The organism is Maridesulfovibrio spiralis (SeqCode), from assembly GCF_048571135.1.
In the GTDB taxonomy this organism is placed as follows: Bacteria; Desulfobacterota; Desulfovibrionia; order Desulfovibrionales; family Desulfovibrionaceae; genus Maridesulfovibrio; species Maridesulfovibrio spiralis.
In genome coordinates this window covers 1,459,447-1,476,531 of record NZ_CP182344.1, presented here as the reverse complement: position 1 = coordinate 1,476,531, position 17,085 = coordinate 1,459,447, and the positions used below count along the sequence as shown (strand labels likewise).

General features: G+C 51.2%; 17 protein-coding genes. 11 read left to right on the top strand and 6 right to left on the bottom strand.

The genetic code is table 11. The features are described 5' to 3' along the window. Positions 1-181: 181 nt before the first annotated feature. The 3 genes from ACNI29_RS06635 to ACNI29_RS06625 all read right to left on the bottom strand — a co-directional run bounded on the left by ACNI29_RS06635 (position 182) and on the right by ACNI29_RS06625 (position 2,501). Positions 182-1,165 (bottom strand): nickel/cobalt transporter, encoded by a 984-nt coding sequence (locus ACNI29_RS06635; RefSeq protein ID WP_419781416.1) that lies wholly within the window; start codon positions 1,163-1,165, stop codon positions 182-184. A gap of 5 nt (positions 1,166-1,170) precedes the next feature. Beyond that, on the bottom strand, positions 1,171-1,806 hold the full coding sequence (locus ACNI29_RS06630; RefSeq protein WP_419781415.1) for a DUF1007 family protein: 636 nt from the start codon (positions 1,804-1,806) through the stop codon (positions 1,171-1,173). Positions 1,807-1,916: 110 nt separating this feature from the next. Continuing rightward, on the bottom strand, positions 1,917-2,501 hold the full coding sequence (locus ACNI29_RS06625; protein ID WP_419781414.1) for a TetR/AcrR family transcriptional regulator: 585 nt from the start codon (positions 2,499-2,501) through the stop codon (positions 1,917-1,919). A gap of 269 nt (positions 2,502-2,770) precedes the next feature. Between ACNI29_RS06625 and ACNI29_RS06620 the strand changes: the two genes are divergently transcribed. The 4 genes from ACNI29_RS06620 (at position 2,771) to ACNI29_RS06605 (ending at position 5,866) form a co-directional block, all read left to right on the top strand. After that, on the top strand, positions 2,771-4,204 hold the full coding sequence (locus ACNI29_RS06620) for an RHS repeat domain-containing protein (RefSeq protein ID WP_419781413.1): 1,434 nt from the start codon (positions 2,771-2,773) through the stop codon (positions 4,202-4,204). Positions 4,205-4,510: 306 nt separating this feature from the next. Continuing rightward, positions 4,511-4,996: a hypothetical protein gene (locus tag ACNI29_RS06615; RefSeq protein ID WP_419781412.1), complete on the top strand. Its 486-nt coding sequence runs from the start codon at positions 4,511-4,513 to the stop codon at positions 4,994-4,996. Beyond that, entirely contained in the window at positions 4,968-5,435 is a 468-nt protein-coding gene (locus tag ACNI29_RS06610; RefSeq protein WP_419781411.1) for a hypothetical protein, read from the top strand. Before ACNI29_RS06615 ends, ACNI29_RS06610 begins: the two co-directional genes overlap by 29 nt. 131 nt (positions 5,436-5,566) lie before the next feature. Further along, entirely contained in the window at positions 5,567-5,866 is a 300-nt protein-coding gene (locus tag ACNI29_RS06605) for a hypothetical protein (RefSeq protein ID WP_419781410.1), read from the top strand. A gap of 14 nt (positions 5,867-5,880) precedes the next feature. Here ACNI29_RS06605 and ACNI29_RS06600 read toward each other — a convergent pair whose 3' ends face one another. After that, entirely contained in the window at positions 5,881-6,522 is a 642-nt protein-coding gene (locus ACNI29_RS06600; protein WP_419781409.1) for a TetR/AcrR family transcriptional regulator, read from the bottom strand. A gap of 211 nt (positions 6,523-6,733) precedes the next feature. On the opposite strand from ACNI29_RS06600, the gene buk reads away from it, so the two are divergent. From buk to ACNI29_RS06575, 5 genes are all read left to right on the top strand, one after another. Beyond that, complete coding sequence (buk, locus tag ACNI29_RS06595; RefSeq protein ID WP_419781408.1) at positions 6,734-7,822, top strand: butyrate kinase; 1,089 nt, start codon at positions 6,734-6,736, stop codon at positions 7,820-7,822. A gap of 372 nt (positions 7,823-8,194) precedes the next feature. Next, complete coding sequence (gene nifU / locus ACNI29_RS06590) at positions 8,195-9,034, top strand: Fe-S cluster assembly protein NifU (protein WP_419781407.1); 840 nt, start codon at positions 8,195-8,197, stop codon at positions 9,032-9,034. Between the two features lie 3 nt (positions 9,035-9,037). Further along, positions 9,038-10,228 carry a cysteine desulfurase NifS gene (nifS, locus tag ACNI29_RS06585; RefSeq protein WP_419781406.1) on the top strand — a complete coding sequence of 397 codons (1,191 nt, stop codon included), beginning with the start codon at positions 9,038-9,040 and terminating at the stop codon, positions 10,226-10,228. A 105-nt stretch (positions 10,229-10,333) separates the two neighbouring features. Continuing rightward, the gene (cysK, locus tag ACNI29_RS06580; RefSeq protein WP_419781405.1) at positions 10,334-11,257 is read left to right on the top strand and encodes a cysteine synthase A; all 924 of its coding nucleotides are present in this window, start codon (positions 10,334-10,336) and stop codon (positions 11,255-11,257) included. A 10-nt stretch (positions 11,258-11,267) separates the two neighbouring features. After that, a complete protein-coding gene (locus ACNI29_RS06575; RefSeq protein WP_419781404.1) occupies positions 11,268-12,152 on the top strand; it encodes a serine O-acetyltransferase in 885 nt (294 codons plus the stop codon). 73 nt (positions 12,153-12,225) lie between these two features. Here ACNI29_RS06575 and ACNI29_RS06570 read toward each other — a convergent pair whose 3' ends face one another. Together ACNI29_RS06570 and ACNI29_RS06565 are read right to left on the bottom strand one after the other, a co-directional pair. Then, a complete protein-coding gene (locus ACNI29_RS06570) occupies positions 12,226-13,134 on the bottom strand; it encodes a caspase family protein (RefSeq protein WP_419781403.1) in 909 nt (302 codons plus the stop codon). Between the two features lie 38 nt (positions 13,135-13,172). Further along, positions 13,173-13,643, bottom strand: coding sequence for a DUF2628 domain-containing protein (locus ACNI29_RS06565; RefSeq protein ID WP_419781402.1), 471 nt, complete (start codon positions 13,641-13,643; stop codon positions 13,173-13,175). Between the two features lie 212 nt (positions 13,644-13,855). Here ACNI29_RS06565 and hisS point away from each other — a divergent pair, with 212 nt between their 5' ends. Continuing rightward, positions 13,856-15,094 (top strand): histidine--tRNA ligase, encoded by a 1,239-nt coding sequence (gene hisS / locus ACNI29_RS06560; RefSeq protein ID WP_419781401.1) that lies wholly within the window; start codon positions 13,856-13,858, stop codon positions 15,092-15,094. 30 nt (positions 15,095-15,124) lie between these two features. Then, complete coding sequence (gene aspS / locus ACNI29_RS06555) at positions 15,125-16,948, top strand: aspartate--tRNA ligase (RefSeq protein ID WP_419781400.1); 1,824 nt, start codon at positions 15,125-15,127, stop codon at positions 16,946-16,948. Positions 16,949-17,085: the final 137 nt, after the last annotated feature.

Below are 17,085 nucleotides of genomic sequence, written 5' to 3'. Positions count from 1 at the left end.
TCTCCCGAGGCGATAATTTAAGCTCCCGGCAGGCGGGCTGTTTCAACTTGGGTTATTCTGGGTCTATAGTTTGAGTGTCCTATGGTCTGTTCGATGTAGGAGGCTGACCTATCTTATAGCATTGTTGATGGAACCTGTCATCGCCGGATTTAATAAAGTGGGGAAGTCTGTTGAAGTTGTTCTAAGAAAGATGGGCGGAAAGCATGAGCAGCCCGAAGCCTGTAATGACTGTTGCCCCAAGCAAGGAAAGTATGGAGTAAACAATTCTGACACTGCGGCTGAAGTTACTGCGGTCCATGGCATTGCGGGCTTTTGCGGCTACGAATGCAAAGCCGGAAGTGGTTACAGCCATTCCGGTAGCCAGAAAGACCATTGCACAAAGCCCTGCGCTAAGGATTCCGGTGGAAAGGGTGTAGACCAGAATGATGGCTGCGCCCGGACAGGGAACAATTCCGGTTACGAAAGCAACAGTGGTGATTTCCTTGAGTGATCCCCGGCCTTTTGTTTCGCATTCTTCCCGGTCGTCTTTGTAGAAAGAACGCACGGCTTCAGTAAACAACCATAGCCCGATCAGTGCGACCAGACCGTAGCTTGCAGTTTGTAAATGGCGGTTAAAGGCTTCAAAGCCGGACATGCCGTTTTTCAGGAACAAATAAGCAGCGCAGACAGCGATGGTCGCTGATCCGACATGTACCAGCGTGATTACCCAGGACATGAATGCTGCTGCCGCCATAGAGCCGCCCCGTGTTATGAAATAGGCGCAGACAACGGACTTTCCGTGTCCCGGGCCGACAGCATGGACAACCCCGTACATGAAGGCAAAGGCAAGGAACATCCAGAATGATTTTCCGTAAGGTTCTTTTTTTATTTCCCGTGCAAAACCGGTCAGTTTGGCCCGTATCTGCTTTTGCAGGAGGGTGATTTTGACCATGGCTTTAGTGTAAATTCCCCCGCTCCAGTCTTTTTGAACGGTTTTTGCCTGCGGTTGGGCAGAGCTGAAAGGGGAAGAGGGTGCGGCAGTGAAAGGAGAAGGAGTGCTTTGCTGTTTGCTTTCCTGCTTTTGCGGTGCAAGGAAAGGGTTGGTCTGCTGCGCTTGGGCGCCTATTGCACAGAAAGAGAAAGTAATAGTCAATATCAGAGTAAGCAGGATGTTTGTGTTTTTCATGTCTTTTATTTGCCTTGCATGGTCAGTACCGCTGCTTCGGGCACGATCTGGTCAAAGAAGTAGGCCATTTCGGAAACCGGTTCCAATTCAAGACTGGTCTGGAACTTGCCGCTTAAGCCGAGAACCTTGTTCCGGGGGTCCATCTGGACCGCAGTATAAAAGCTTTCATCATATATGGCGACCATAACAACATGCTTGGCGCCATCGGATATATTCAGGGGCACGAAAAAATTGTAGACAAGGGTTCCTTCCTCAATGGAGGGCTTAAACTGAACAGCTTCCACCGGGGTGTGTTCCTTACCGTCGACAAGGATGCGTGTGAAGTAGTTGAAGTTCTTGAGGTTGACGAAGGCTCCTTGTTCCAGGGCAGTGGCTTCATCCGGGCTAAGCTTGCTATCATGATTTTTATCGAAATCGCCGAGGATCATGGCCGAGAACATTTCATCAAGCCACCACTTTTGGCGGACCCCGGCAAGGCCTTTATCATTGAATTCAAATGTCAGTGAACAGTCCACAAATACGTGCGGATGGGCGGATGCTTTAACCGGACTGAGCAGACAGAAAAGAGTCGCCCCGATCAACATAAGTAAGGATAAAGCCGTCTTGCTGTTTTTACTGCTGTATTCGAAATGGTTTTGCATGCAGGCAAGATGGGGGATGAACGCAAATCTGTCAAGTTTCCTGCAAGCTAAAAAAGCCGTGCACTCATTGGAGTGCACGGCTTTTTTAGGGATATGAAATATCGGTAGAATTAATCTCTGGCTTTTATGCTGCGGACCACAAAATCCGTAGTTTCTTCGTAGAGATTGGGCAGATCATAGGGGGAGAGGAATCTGGTCCTGACCGTACCGACGATGTTTGAATAGACGATGGTCGTGGTGTCATCGACAGAAAGATCGCGGATTGAACCGTCTTCGATGCCGCGTTCCACAGATTCGCGGATGACGTTCAGAAGCTGCTGGAACTTAACGGCAATACGGGTTCTGTCCAGCTCGATCTGCACATCGGAAAAAGGAGAACAGCGCAGTAGCACCGGAAAGGTGTTGCGGTGCTGCAGGGTGTAGCCCAGATAGCTGCGCATGAAGGTCTGGATGCCTTCCAGCCCGTTGGTGGCTTTGCGGGTTTCCGCACTTAAATATTCAGTGAGGTCTTCAACAATTGCTACCCCTGCAGTGATGAAGAGTTCCTCTTTTGACCCAAAATAGTGGGAGACCAGCCCGAATGCCACACCTGCCCGTTCGGAGATCATTTTTACAGTTGTTCCGGCATAGCCGTAGCGTCCGAAAATCTCCTGAGCCGCATATAGGATTGCGTCTTTTTTATTTTTACCTTTCATGGCCCCTCGCTGGCACGTTAAAGGTTTACGGTCAGGCTTTATTTTGGAATGGACCGAATAAAGTCAGCCGTCATCTGTTTGCTCGCTTGCGGGTTTTATAGGCCGGATTGATTGCGCGGTCAAATAGGGTGAAGTTTTTTATGGCGGACCTGAGTCGGGTAACTCGGGTCCGCCATGTTTTGTATCCGGTTGTTTTGGATAGGGAATCGGCTGTCTGGGAAATGGTTTCCTGCGGCTTTTATTTTCAACTAAAACAAAAGGATAACTTTATGAGTTCACGAAATGATTTTACCCTGCGCCCTAAACGAAGAGAAGATTTGAGCCTCGCCCTGCGCATGTACGGCGAAAATGAATCCCCTGAAGTGCAGGTCGAACACATGTGGGAGGTTTACTCCCCGTCCTCGGCCACGGTTCTGCATGAGCCGAAACCTGATTTGTCCGGATTCTCCCGTGGTGAGCGCATGTATCCGTCCATGATGGACCCTGAAACCAAAGCCCGCTGGGAACAGAAACAGAAGGAATGGGAAATTGCCAAGGAACGCTACGAATGGCGCAAGCGTTTGGCGCACTTCCGCTTCATGCGTGATAACCCGGACTTCAAACTGGCACAGGATCTGGCGCAAACCGGGTACGGCAAAAAGCTCATTGAGGAATTTACCCCCAAGCAACCGCAACAACCGCAACCCGGAATAGGGCAGAATCTGCATGATGAATTCGAGCGTGACGGTGTGGAGTTAGACCCCGAAGCTGCGCTGCGGATAACCCCTTTCATGGCTCCCGGCAGTGAAAAGCCTTTTTCCGTGCTGGCTACAGAAAGGAATGAAGATGGTCGCATTGCGGAGAAGCTTTGTTCACTCGAACCCAAAGATCACCATCTGCATTACGAATATGATGCCGGAGGCAGGCTGCACAAGGTCTGGAAGGATGAGCGGCTCATCGAGGAATATCTCTACGGCAAATCCGGGGAACGCTATTTCAGTGCCACCCCCCAGACCGGACAGCGTCGTTTTACCTACGGTCCGGGCTTGCGTCTGGAGCAGGCCGGGACAGCGAAATATTCCTATGACGATCAGGGACGCTTGGTCAGGAAGCAGGATGGTGCTGATGTTACGAGTTACGAATATCATCATTCCGGTCAGTTGCAGCAGGTAAGTCTGCCCGATGGGAACAGGGTTTCCTACATCATAGACCCGCACGGCTTGCGCATGGCCAAGCAGCTGAACGGTAAAACCGTTGAAAGTTACAGCTGGGATGATTTCACCCGGCTTTCTATTGTGGCAGATGGAGAAGGCAGCAACCGCATGGAATTCGCCTACAATGATGAAGGCGATCCTGTTTCCATGCATTACAACGGTGAGGTCTATTTCTTTGCTTCAGATCAGGTCGGAACAATCTACATGGTTGCTGATGGCGGCGGAAGTGAGGTAAAGCGGATAATCCGTGATTCGTTTGGAAACAGCATTGTCGATACCAATGAACGCATCAGACTCCCGCTGGGGTTCGCAGCAGGAATCCACGACCCGGATACCGGGCTGGTCCATTTCGGACATCGTGAATACGCCCCAGCCATTGGCCGTTTTATCCAGCCTGATCCCATCGGCTTTGCAGGCGGCGATGTGGATGTTTACGGGTATTGCCATGATGATCCGGTTTCAGCAGCACCAAATCTGAAGGTTCCGGTAACAGGTCCAGTCCAACGGTAAACAGCAAAAACACCAGCCGTACTGCAGGCAAAGAAGCTGGTTCCGCTCAAAAGGATTCCCCGTCCAAGAAAAACGGTAAGGGACAATCCGTTTCCGCTCATCACGTTGGCGGCAATGTGTCCGGTGTTGCCGGAGTAAATAGCTGGAGCAGACACGCCATAAACAGTTCCTATTCCGGGGGGGAAACCTTCCGGCAGGACAAGTGTTGAGCAGGAGGAGGCCGTTGATAAGAATGATCAGGAAGAGCGGAAAAGCGCACCTCAAAATCCCAATTTAGGGAGGATCGATCCCTTATCGGGGAAGCCTATGGGAGGAGGTTTTGATTTATTTGAACTGGCTGATGAAGTTTCTGATGGTGTTGTCAAGGCTGCGGGTAAAGGTTGGAAAGCAACAGGGGAGGCTTTCAAGGAAGGGTTAAAAGCGGCTGGTCAGGCTTCGAAGGAAGTTGTAAGCCAATACAGAAGTAACGAGGGTTTTCGCAATGCCTTTAATACGGCTATAGCTGCGGGCATGGCTCCGAAGGCTGCGGCTGCATATGCTGTTGTTGGTGGACCTGCTATGGCAAATGCCTACCGGACAGCTATGCAGAGGGGGGCAGCTAAAGCAGCTACCATTCCAGGGGCGAAAAAAACGATAAAATCTGTGTATGATTTTGCAACAGCACAAGACCCGACAAGTATTCCTAATTATACAAGATCTGGGGCTGCAGGAGCAATATATAGCGGTAAAGACCAAATTATTAGTAATGCAAAGGACATTTACCATGGGGCGAAAGATTACCTCAGAAAATAAAACTAAATTTGAAAGTTTTATTGATGCCGTTTTGTCGGCTGTTTTTGAAAATAAATATATTAGGCCGGAGAGACTGGCGTCTCTAGTGGTTGGTCTTTGCATCATTCTCTATGCAAGACCTTGGAATCCAGACGCAACGGTATTTTATCGTGGAGTTCGGTCAAGTCTGTCTGGCCGGTGGTTCGATGCAGGGCTTGGTTTTTGCGTAATACTGGGGGGGCTACTGTATAAGTTCCCGGAAAAATATCACGCACAAGGTACAATCTGTCCGAAGTGCCGGGCTCCATTCGGAGTTGAACATGGCAGGGCACCTAAAGGCGGTAAATGTCCAGATTGCAATGTAGATCTTGAACCTATTGACGGTTTTTATGACCGCCATCCAGAATTGAAAGATAAGAAGGATGAGTTTCCTGAAGATTTAATGGACGATTTGAAGTGATTTGTATGCCCCCGGACTTCGGTCCGGGGATTCTTGTCTTCTCAGTACAGATTGATAGATTCCGTTTCCCTTACTTGCTCATGAAAAACACAACTGCTAGTCTTCATGAAAATTAAATCACAGGAGTCACTATGGACCCATCCACAATGAATACCATCCTGATGCTGGTCATCGTTATCGGCGCGACAGTGCTGCCGTTTATTCTGGGCACCCGTCTTCGCCGCAGCAAGCCGAATGTGCTTTGGATCGGCCTGCTGCTTTGTTTTATTTTCGGGCCTGCGGGGCAGGTTTATGTCGCAGGCTGGATTCCTTGGTTCCTGATTGTGCTCGGCGTCTGCATCGGGGCGCAGCAGCTGCTTTCACCGCAGATTGCCATGTTGTGCATGGTTGTGGTTTCCCCGCTGGTCATGTTCTTCAGGATGCGCAGGTAACCGGACTCTTGCCGTTATTCATCCGTCGGTCCGGGATAGGGGCAGAGCAGACCGCGCAACATGTTACCCATGGCCTCTTCCATGCGGTCCCAGCCCACTTCATCCTGTAGGCTGACCCCGCCGAAGTGCTTGGTGTTCAGGGAGCGGATGGAAAGATAGGAGATGGCCCCGCCCAGAATCGCCACCGCAGCTGCCAAATCAACATCATCGGGCACGTCCGGGGTCATGTGTTCGAAAAATTCCAGTGCGGTCCGCACGCGCACATCTTCAAGCAGCTCCGAAATCGGGGTTCGCTCCAGCATTTCCCAAGCCAGCAGACGCAGGGTGTCCGGTCTTGTCTCAAGTGTCCGGCGCAGGGCAGTGAAGAAGGCCGCGACCTGTTTCTCCGGTTCAATCTCTGGAAACTCCGAAGGGGCATTAGCCAGCAGTTCTTCTGTGGTCGGCCAGTAAATACCGGATACCGCCAATTCGCTGATCAGGTTTTCCAACCCGTTAAAGTAGCTGTAGAGCGTCTTGCGGGTCACCCCGGCCTTGAGCACTATTTCATCCACATCGAGATTATTGAATCCTTTTTTTGCGGCACATTTATAGGCTGCATGCAGAATCTTTCTGCGTGTTGCGGTCAGGGTGTTGATGGGTACTACTTTTAAAGTCATGGCGGCTCCCTTTGACGGGGAATAGTGTTTTGTGGATGCTTGCGGAGATGAGATTTATTCTCTGTATTTATACTTATAGCGTATTTCAAAAAATAAATCTGACTTGATTTTAGTCAAGGAGTCCGGGAGCGTAGCTTGTTACTTTTGTTTTTCCACGTTTTAGCACATAATGTGGAAACTCAAACTTGCAGCAAACTTACGGAGATAATTAATGGGTTCGAGAATTCTTGTAATCAATCCCGGATCAACATCAACAAAAGTGGCTGTCTTCAACGACGAGAAAGTGTGTTTCGATGCTGAAGTAAGCCATCCCCGTGAAAGTATAGATAAATTTTCCAATGTATTAGAGCAGAAAGAGTTTAGAAGTACTGCTATTATGGAGCTTATTAAAGACGAAGTTGCAAAAGGAACACCGGATATGGTTGTCGGGCGCGGCGGATTGCTTAAACCCATTCCCGGTGGACCGTATTCCATTAATGATGCCATGCTTTCCGATCTGGAAAGCGAGCGTTACGGCGCGCATCCCTGCAATCTGGGAGCGATGATTGCCCGTGAGCTGGCTGAAAAATGGGGTGTGCCTTCCATGATCATGGACCCGGTAGTAACCGATGAAATGGAGCCGTTGACCAAGATTACCGGTCTGCCCGAAATCAAGCGGCGCAGTGTTTTTCATGCCCTGAGCCAGCGCGGTGCGGCGCGCAGTGTTGCCGCTAAAATGGGGCTTGTTTACGAGGACTCAAAGTTCATAGTCACTCATATGGGCGGGGGTATTTCCATCGGTGCGCACCGCTTCGGTAAAATCGTAGACGTGGTTAACGGCCTGGATGGCGAAGGGCCTTTTACCCCGGAACGTTCCGGCACGCTCCCGGTACTCCCGGTTATCGAGCTTCTGGAGTCAGGCAAATACACTTTTGCGGAACTCAAGAAAGCCGTTACCTCCGGTTGCGGCCTGCTGGGACTGACCGGGACCAATGACCTGCGCAGAATTGAACCGCGCATGGACGAAGGTGACGATGAAACCAAGCTCATTTTTGATGCGCTAATCTATAATATTGCCAAGCACATCTGTTCCCATATCCCGGCTCTCATGCGTGGTGATGCTGCAAGAAAGCCAGTGGACGCAGTAATACTCACCGGAGGAATGGCCCGCAGTAAACGGCTGGTGGCCGAGGTTGAGGAACTGGTCGGTTTCATTGCTCCGGTACAGGTGGTCACCGGGCTGGAAGAAATGGAAGTCATGGGGCGGGGCGGTCTTGCTGTGTTGCGTGGCGAGATGCAGCCTCAGGAATATAAGGCGTGATTTGATGCACTGGCGCGTGTTATTGGGAATATTTTGACTCCGGCGGGCCTGCCGGGACTTAGGTCCAAAACTTTTATTAAGGCTTCGCCATTTAATTTATAAGCCTTACCTGACTTATAAAATGGGGGAATTCCGGTTCCCCCTCTTGTCATTTAAAGAATACAACCTAATATCTACGGTGAAGGTATAAAAAACTTGCTAAGCATGGGGCTTAAGCGTAAAATAAATCATACCAAAATGGTATGAAATTTTGTTGAAAGTAAAAGGCAGACCCTTGGACTTCCGTAATCTGGCGGAAGAGGGTATGCTTAAGATATTTTTTATAAACCTGATTCACGTGACCGCGGATGCGGAGTACCAGCGGAGGATACTATGTGGGAATATACTAATAAGGTTCAAGAACATTTTCTCAATCCCAAAAACGTCGGGGTAATTGAAGATGCGGACGCCGTCGGCGAAGTCGGCTCTTTATCCTGTGGCGATGCCTTGAGGCTTTTTCTTAAGATTGATGATGACGAGCGCATCGTTGATGCAAAGTTCCAGACTTTCGGTTGTGCCAGCGCAATCGCATCCAGCTCCGTGCTTACCGAACTTATCAAGGGCATGACTCTTGATGAAGCCTCGCAGGTAACCAACAAGGAAATCGCTGAAGCTCTCGGCGGCCTGCCCAAGGAAAAGATGCACTGTTCCGTAATGGGTCAGGAAGCACTTGAAGATGCAATCCGCAAGTATCGCGGCCTTGAGGCTGCTCCGGCTCCTGAAGGGGAGATTGTCTGTAAGTGCTTCGGCGTGACTGATGTTCAGATCAGACGCGCTGTGCAGGAAAACAAGCTGACCACCCTTGAAGAAGTGACGAACTTCACCAAGGCCGGTGGCGGCTGTGAAGACTGTCACGGACGTATTCAGGAGATTATTACCGAGACCATCACCGGTGAAGCCGCCAAGCCTGCACCTGAGCCGGAAAAGCCCGCCAAGCTGACCAATATCAAGCGTATCCAGCTGGTAACCAAGGTTATTGAGGAAGAAATCCGTCCTGCCTTGAACAAGGACGGCGGAGATATTGAGCTGGTTGATATCGACGGTCATGAGGTTATCGTATCACTGCGCGGAGCCTGTGTTGGTTGTCCCTCCAGCGGAAATACCCTCAAGGGTTTTGTTGAGCGCCGTCTCAAGGATACCGTGGAACCTGAAATCACAGTACGGGAGGGTTAAGCAATGTCAATCTATCTCGATAACAACGCTACTACCCAGGTCGCACCCGAAGTGCGTGAAGCCATTCTTCCCCTGCTCGGTGATGAGTACGGCAACCCTTCTTCCATGCACCGTCTGGGCGGTCAGTCCGGTATGCTTATGGAGCAGGCCCGTCAGAAAATCGCGGCCGGGCTTAATTGCGACCCGGATGAAATTATTTTTACCTCCTGTGGAACCGAGGGCGACAACACCGCAATCTTCTCCGCCCTCGAAGCGCAGCCGGAAAAACGGCATCTGATTACCACCCGTGTGGAGCATCCTGCTGTTCTCAATGTTGCCAAGCATTACGAGCGCAAGGGCTATGAGGTTACTTACCTGTCTGTGGATTCCAAAGGTCTGTTCGATCTCGACCAGTACCGCGAAGCAATCCGTCCGGACACCGCCCTTGTTTCGGTCATGTATGCCAACAACGAATCCGGCGTAATTTCTCCTATTCAGGAAATGGCTGAAATAGCGAAGAAACACGGTGTTCTTTTTCACACCGACGCTGTTCAGGCCGTGGGCAAACTGCCTATCGACCTGAAGACCCTTCCTGTGGATTATCTGGTCCTTTCCGGCCATAAAATCCACGCCCCCAAGGGCGTCGGGGCCATGTTTGTGCGTAAGAATGCTCCCTTCCGTCCTTTCATGCTTGGTGGTCATCAGGAACACGGCAGACGCGGCGGAACTGAGAACCTGCCCGGTATTGTAGGTCTGGGAGTTGCCATGGAGCTGGCTGTTAAGCACATTGATGATGAAAACACCCGCGTGCGGGCCATGCGCGACCGCCTTGAAAAAGGACTTATGGCTGCAATTCCCGATGCGATCATCAACGGCGACCCGGAAATGAGACTGCCCAACACCCTGTCCATCGCCTTCAAGTACATTGAAGGTGAGGCCATGCTGCTCATGCTCGACCAGTTCGGCATAGCCGCCAGTTCCGGCTCGGCCTGTACTTCCGGTTCTCTTGAACCGTCTCACGTGCTTCGGGCAATGGGTGTACCTTTTACCTTTGCGCACGGCTCCCTGCGCTTCTCTCTGTCCACCTACAATACCGATGAGGATATTGATCTGGTGCTCAAGGAGCTGCCGCCCATCATCAGCCGTCTGCGCGAGATGTCTCCCTTCCGTCGCGGCGATGAAGGCCTTGACTGGGTAGACGATCACGATCATTAAAAAACTGCAGGCGATATTTTTTGATGAGAAAATTATCGCCTGTCTTTTTGCTTTTTGCGTTAAAATAGGGCAGGGAAATAGGAAAAATTATCAAGTGAGTTTGAAATGAACATACATGATTCCATGATTTCGCTGGTCGGAAACACTCCGTTAGTACGTTTGAATAAGGTAACAGAAGGCTGCGTTGCAAATGTTGTAGCCAAGCTGGAGTTCTTTAACCCCTGCTCTTCGGTGAAAGACCGTATCGGCGCCTCCATGATTGAGGAAGCGGAAAAGCGGGGCGACCTGAAGCCGGGGGCAACTGTTGTGGAGCCTACCAGCGGTAATACTGGAATCGGGCTGGCTTTTGTCTGCGCGGTAAAGGGCTACAAGCTGGTTTTGACTATGCCGGAATCCATGAGTCAGGAACGTAAGGATCTGCTCAAGGGCTTCGGTGCCGAGCTGGTGCTGACCCCAGCGGCTAAAGGCATGACCGGGGCGGTCAATAAAGCAAAGGAAATTGCCGAAGCTGATCCTGACGCATTTTTGCCCTTGCAGTTTGCCAACGAAGACAATCCGCTGGCCCACCGCAATAAAACCGTCAATGAAATCTGGGATGATACTGACGGCAAAATTGATATTTTTGTGTCCGGAGTAGGTACCGGAGGTACTCTCACCGGAGTCGGTTCCGAGCTTAAGAAACGCAACCCTGAAATTAAGGTTGTTGCGGTTGAGCCGGAAAAATCCCCGGTATTGTCCGGCGGTTCCGGCGGACCTCATGGAATTCAGGGCATCGGTGCCGGGTTTGTCCCGGATGTTCTGCAGACCGGGCTGATCGATGAGATCGCCAAGGTTGCGGATGAAGATGCTGTGGCCATGGCCCGCAGGCTCATGCAGGAAGAAGGGATTTTGTGCGGTATCTCTGCCGGGGCAGCAGCCCATGCGGCAGTTGAAATCGCTAAACGAGAAGAAAATAAGGACAAGCTTGTGGTCTTTGTTGTTCCTGATACCGGGGAACGCTACCTGAGCACTGCTTTGTTCAAGGATTAAGGTTTAGAAAATGGTTAGTAAAATCGGTAGCTCCGTGCTGACGAAGGTTGTGGACGCCTTGTGCGAGGAAGAATCATATCAGACTGTGTATCACATGCCTGAGCATGATCGTCCCATGCCTTCCATCATTGCACTGGGCGAGTTTGTAGAAAGGCTGCGCGCGGTTCTTTTTCCCGGCTATTTCGGTGATTCCGAAATCCGGCCCGAAACCATGCGTTATCATATCGGGGGCAACCTTGATGCTGCTTACAGGATTCTGGAAGAACAGATCATGCGCGGACACTGTTTTTTCTGCAAGGCCGATGAATTTAACTGTACCAACTGTGAAGACGATGCCCAGCGCATTGCTTCACAGTTCATGGAAAAGCTGCCGGAAATCCGTCGTCTGCTTGCTACTGATGTACAGGCAGCGTATGTTGGCGACCCGGCTTCCAAAAGCCCCGGCGAGACCATTTTCTGCTACCCCAGCATCATCGCCATGACCCATCACCGCATCGCGCATGAGCTGTACAAGCTTGATGTGGATCTCATCCCGCGCATTATCGGTGAAATGGCCCATTCCAAAACAGGAATCGACATCCACCCCGGAGCGCAGGTCGGCGAGCATTTCTTCATCGACCACGGAACCGGGACCGTTATCGGTGAAACCTGTATCATCGGACGCAACGTGCGCCTCTATCAGGGCGTGACTTTGGGCGCGAAGAGCTTCCCTTCTGATGATTCCGGTCAATTGATCAAGGGCATTGCCCGCCATCCCATCGTGGAAGACGACGTCATCGTCTACTCGGGGGCAACCATTCTCGGCCGGGTGACCATCGGCAAAGGCTCGGTCATCGGCGGTAACGTCTGGGTGACCCGCTCTGTTGATGCCGGAGAGCGGTTGCTGCAACGCTAGGTTGTCTTAATAAAGAATAAAAAAAGGGAGAATCGAAATTCGATTCTCCCTTTTTCGTTTGTAATGGTTTGATCTAATTCAACAGCATATCCATAACCTGTTCGTCCTTGTTCTTTTTGGGTTTAGGCGGCGGGGGAGGAGTGTATTGCTGCTGGTTGCTGGAAGATTGGCTTGAGCTTTGCGAAGCGGAAGACGATCCGGAAGAAGAACCGGATGAACCCTTTCCGGCAAAGTAGAATTCACCCACCAGCGATGAAGATTCCCACGGAACCTGCTTTTTCTCAGTATCTTTCATAACGCCGCGCCGGACCTGCTTGAAGAATTTTTCAATGGTCATGTCTTTGCGGGTCATGTTGTTGATCATGTGGGTTACGTAGGGGCTGTTGCGTCCTTTTCCGTCGTAAGCAACACGGCCGGGGGAGGTGGCAAAGGCAATGAAGGAACCGGTGGGTGCGTCCATCTGGGCCAGACCGTTACGACCGGAGCGGAAGCTGCGTTTGAAGGGATTGTTGCGGCAGGCATCAAGAATGACTACGTTCATGCGGTTCCCGGCGTCTTCCATTTTAGCTAGCACCTTTCCGGCATCAATCGCCTCATAGGGCACGTCGGACTGTCCCTGAATGTTCATGCCCAGCGGACAGAGGTAGTTGATGCCGTCCACTTGCAGCCCGTGACCTGAAAAGTAAAACAGTCCCACATCATAGCTTTTGAGTTTGCTGCCGAACTTATCAATAGCTCGGCCGATGGTTGCCCGGTCCGCGTTTTTCAGCACCATGACGTCAAATCCTGATCTGCTGAGGGCGGTATCCATAGCCGCCACGTCGTTGACCGGGTTTTTCAGCGGCCCGTTTTTATAAGCCGAGTTGCCGATGAGCAGGGCCAGCCGTTTCTGGGCCAGACAGTCTCCGGCGGAAAGCAGCAGAATTGAGATGAACGCTGCGAAAAAAGTGCAAAGCAGCCTGGATGGGAATATTTGTTTCATCACTAACCCCCCTTTGAAAATATGAGTGTCTACTCCTTTTATACCACAACTTGGTGGAAAGAAAAGATGAAAGCACTTCCGAAGAAAAGGGACATGAAGAAAATCCAGATTGGTTGCAGGAAGAAGCAGATCAGACCGACGATTTTAACCCAGCCGTGCACGCCACCGGTGTCACGCATCATAATTGAGGCCCCGCCGATGGGAGCATGGGATTTGATGGCGCCGATCTTTGCAGTACTGTCTCGGTAATATAAGAAATACGCGCTCATACCGTATCCGATCTGGGCAATGAAGTTTCCGAAGGGCAAAAAGCCGATCAGGAATGTTACAGCAGCCCAGAAGTACATTTTGCGGTACAGGAACCACCAGAATCCAAACAGGAACGCGGGCCAGTGCCAGGTTACAGTGAAGCCGTCATGCAGCTGCTGGAACTTGGCAAAGTTGAAAAGATATTTACCCGCATTGGGGCCGATATATTCTTCGTAATCCTGTGAAGTGATCATTTCCATAATGTGTTATCTCCTATACCTCATTAATGCCGCAGCTGAGATTAATTGGCAACCGGACAGCCCGGAAAGCAGCTTGTATGCTTTTCATCAATTGTCTGTCGCACTTTTTGACATTCATATGATAATAGACTAACGAAATTTGGTTCCACACTCCGTGCCGGGAGCGGACCACTAATATCATTATTACCCGGAAATTCGCAAAGAGAAGAAAAATGGCAAAAATACAAAAAATCAAAGGCGTTGCAGATCTCTTTCCAGAAGATAGTGCAAGATATGCGTTCATGGAGAAGACCGCAAGAGATGTTTTCACCTCTTACGGTTTCGGCGAACTGAGGACTCCTATCCTCGAAAAGACCGAACTTTTCTGTCGCTCCATCGGTGAAGAAACCGATGTTGTGCAGAAAGAAATGTATACCTTCCCCGACCGCAAGGGCCGCTCTCTGACTATGCGCCCCGAAGCAACTGCCGGGGTTGTCCGCGCTTATGTAGAAAACAAGGTCTACCAGCCGGGCAAGGTCAGCAAATTTTTCACCTTCGGTCCCATGTTTCGCTATGAAAGGCCGCAGGCCGGACGTATGCGCCAGTTTCACCAGATCAACGCCGAAGTTTTCGGTGCATCCGAGCCGCAGGCTGATGCCGAAGTTCTGCTCATGCTTTCCGGTTTCCTTAAAGGAATCGGACTGGAGAAACTTTCTTTTGAGTTGAACTCCCTCGGTTGCCCTGAATGTCGTCCCAAGTACAATCAGGCCCTGAAGGATTTCTTTGATTCCCTCGACAAGAGCGAACTTTGCGATGATTGCCAGCGCCGTGTTGATACCAACCCCCTGCGTGTGCTCGACTGCAAGGTCAAGAAATGTAAGGAGCTGACCAAAGATGCTCCCTCCATTCCCGACCACCTCTGTGCCGAGTGCCGTGATCATTTCGACGTGGTCATCAGCCTTATTGATGAAGCCGGTCTGGAATACACTCTTAATCCCCGCCTTGTGCGCGGACTGGACTACTACCAGCGGACCACTTTCGAAGTAACCTCCGGTGATATCGGCGCCCAGACTGCTGTTGCGGGCGGTGGTCGTTATGACGGACTGGTTGAATCGCTGGGCGGCCCCAAGAAGGTTCCGGGTATCGGTTTTGCCTGCGGTATGGAACGTCTGGCCATGCTGCTGGAAGGTGAATACGAAGCAGCCACTGATTTTTATGTAGCTCTCGTGGACGCAAGAGCTGCCAAGGACGCACTCATCTTCGGTGAGAAACTGCGTCGCTCCGGTCTTAAAGGTGAAGTCGGCTTTGCTGCCAAGAGCATGAAAGCCCAGCTTCGCCATGCCAATAAAATAAATGCACAGAAGTGTTTCATCTTCGGTGCTGATGAATTTGAGAACGGAACGGTCTCCATTAAGGATATGACCGAAGGCGGGGAGCAGGAAACTGTTAGCCGCAGCGAATATTTTAAGTAGAAAATTTCAAATATTATCGGGAGAGACAAAATGTCTGAACAAATTGAAGAACGCGATTACGACGAATACCGTGTCATTGAATCCCTCGGCGATTGGGAACGTACCCACAGCTGCAACGAGATCACCGCAGCCAACATGGGCGAAAAAGTCCTGATCATGGGTTGGGTTCAGTTCCGCCGTGACCATGGCGGCCTGATCTTCATCGACCTGCGTGACCGTGAAGGTCTTACTCAGGTTGTATTCAGCCCTGAGCATAATGCAGACGCTCACGAGCGCGCGCATGCTATCCGCTCCGAATACGTAGTGGCTATCAAAGGTGAAGTTCGCGAACGTCCCGACGGCATGCGCAACACCAACCTGACCACCGGTGAGATCGAAATCGTTGTTGACGAGTGGAAGCTTCTTAATACTTCCGAAACTCCCCCGTTCGCCATTGAAGACCGTTCCGACGCGTCTGAAATGTTGCGCCTGAAATACCGTTTTCTGGACCTGCGCCGCCCCACACTTGCCAAGAACTTTATCCTGCGCAACAAGGCAGCACAGTCCGTTCGCCGTTACCTCGACAACCTCGGCTTCCTCGAGATCGAGACTCCGGTTCTGACCAAGTCCACTCCCGAAGGCGCACGTGACTTCCTCGTGCCCAGCCGCATGAACAACGGCGATTTCTACGCCCTGCCGCAGTCACCGCAGCTCTTCAAACAGATGCTCATGGTTTCCGGCATGGACCGTTACTTCCAGATTGTTAAATGTTTCCGCGATGAAGATCTCCGTGCCGATCGTCAGCCCGAGTTCACCCAGATTGATATCGAGATGAGCTTTGTGAATGAAGAGAAGGTCATGGGCATGGCTGAAGAAATGGTTCGCACTGTCTTCAAAGAGACCATCGAGACCGAACTTCCCGCTTCCTTCCCCCGCATGACCTACGCTGACGCTATGCGCGATTACGGTTGCGATAAGCCTGACGTACGTTTCGATCTCAAACTTCAGGAAGCTACCGATATCTTTAAGGGTTCCGATTTCAAGGTCTTCGCCAGCTCCGAGCTGATCAAGATCCTGCGTGTTCCTAATGGTGCAGAGCTTTCCCGTAAGGAAATCGACGAATACACCAAGTTTGTTGAAATCTACGGTTCCAAAGGTCTGGCTTGGATCAAAGTTAAGGAAGACGGCGAATGGCAGTCTCCCATCGTTAAATTCTTCTCCGAAGAAGAATGCACCAAGCTGCGTGAACTCACCAACTGCCAGCCCGGTGATATCCTCTTTTTCCAGGCCGGAGCAGCTGATATCGTTAACGCTGCTCTCGCAGCATTGCGTATCAAGCTCGGTGAACGTTTTGAACTCATCGACGAATCCAAGTTCGCACCCCTCTGGGTTACCGACTTCCCGCTCCTCGAGTACAACGCGGACGAAAAACGTTACGTTGCCCGTCACCATCCCTTTACCTCTCCGCAGGAAGGTCAGATCGACGAACTGGGCGAGAAACCCGCAGAGGCGCTTGCCCGTGCATATGACCTCGTAATGAACGGTTACGAAGTAGGTGGCGGTTCCATCCGTATCCACACTCCTGAAATGCAGGAAAAAATGTTCGCTGCTCTGGGTATCGACGAAGAAGAAGCCCGCGCCAAGTTCGGCTTCCTCATGGACGCTCTCCAGTTCGGCGCACCGCCGCACGGTGGTATTGCTTTTGGTCTGGATAGACTTATTATGATTCTGTGCGGCGCAAAATCCATCAGGGACGTTATCGCTTTCCCCAAAACCCAGAAAGCGACCTGCCTGATGACCGAAGCTCCCGCAGGCGTGTCCAGCACCCAGCTTCGTGAACTGGGTGTTAGACTGAGAGAAAAGAAAGAAGCATAGTTTTTAATAGCCTCCGGCGGCCCTTCGGGGACCCTGCCGGTCTCACGTATCCGTAAGACTCGAAGCATAGCTTCTCGTCAACGGCTGCGAGGCCCGCCGGGGGCCTTAAACCCTTTTGATTCGCCACCTCCTGTGGC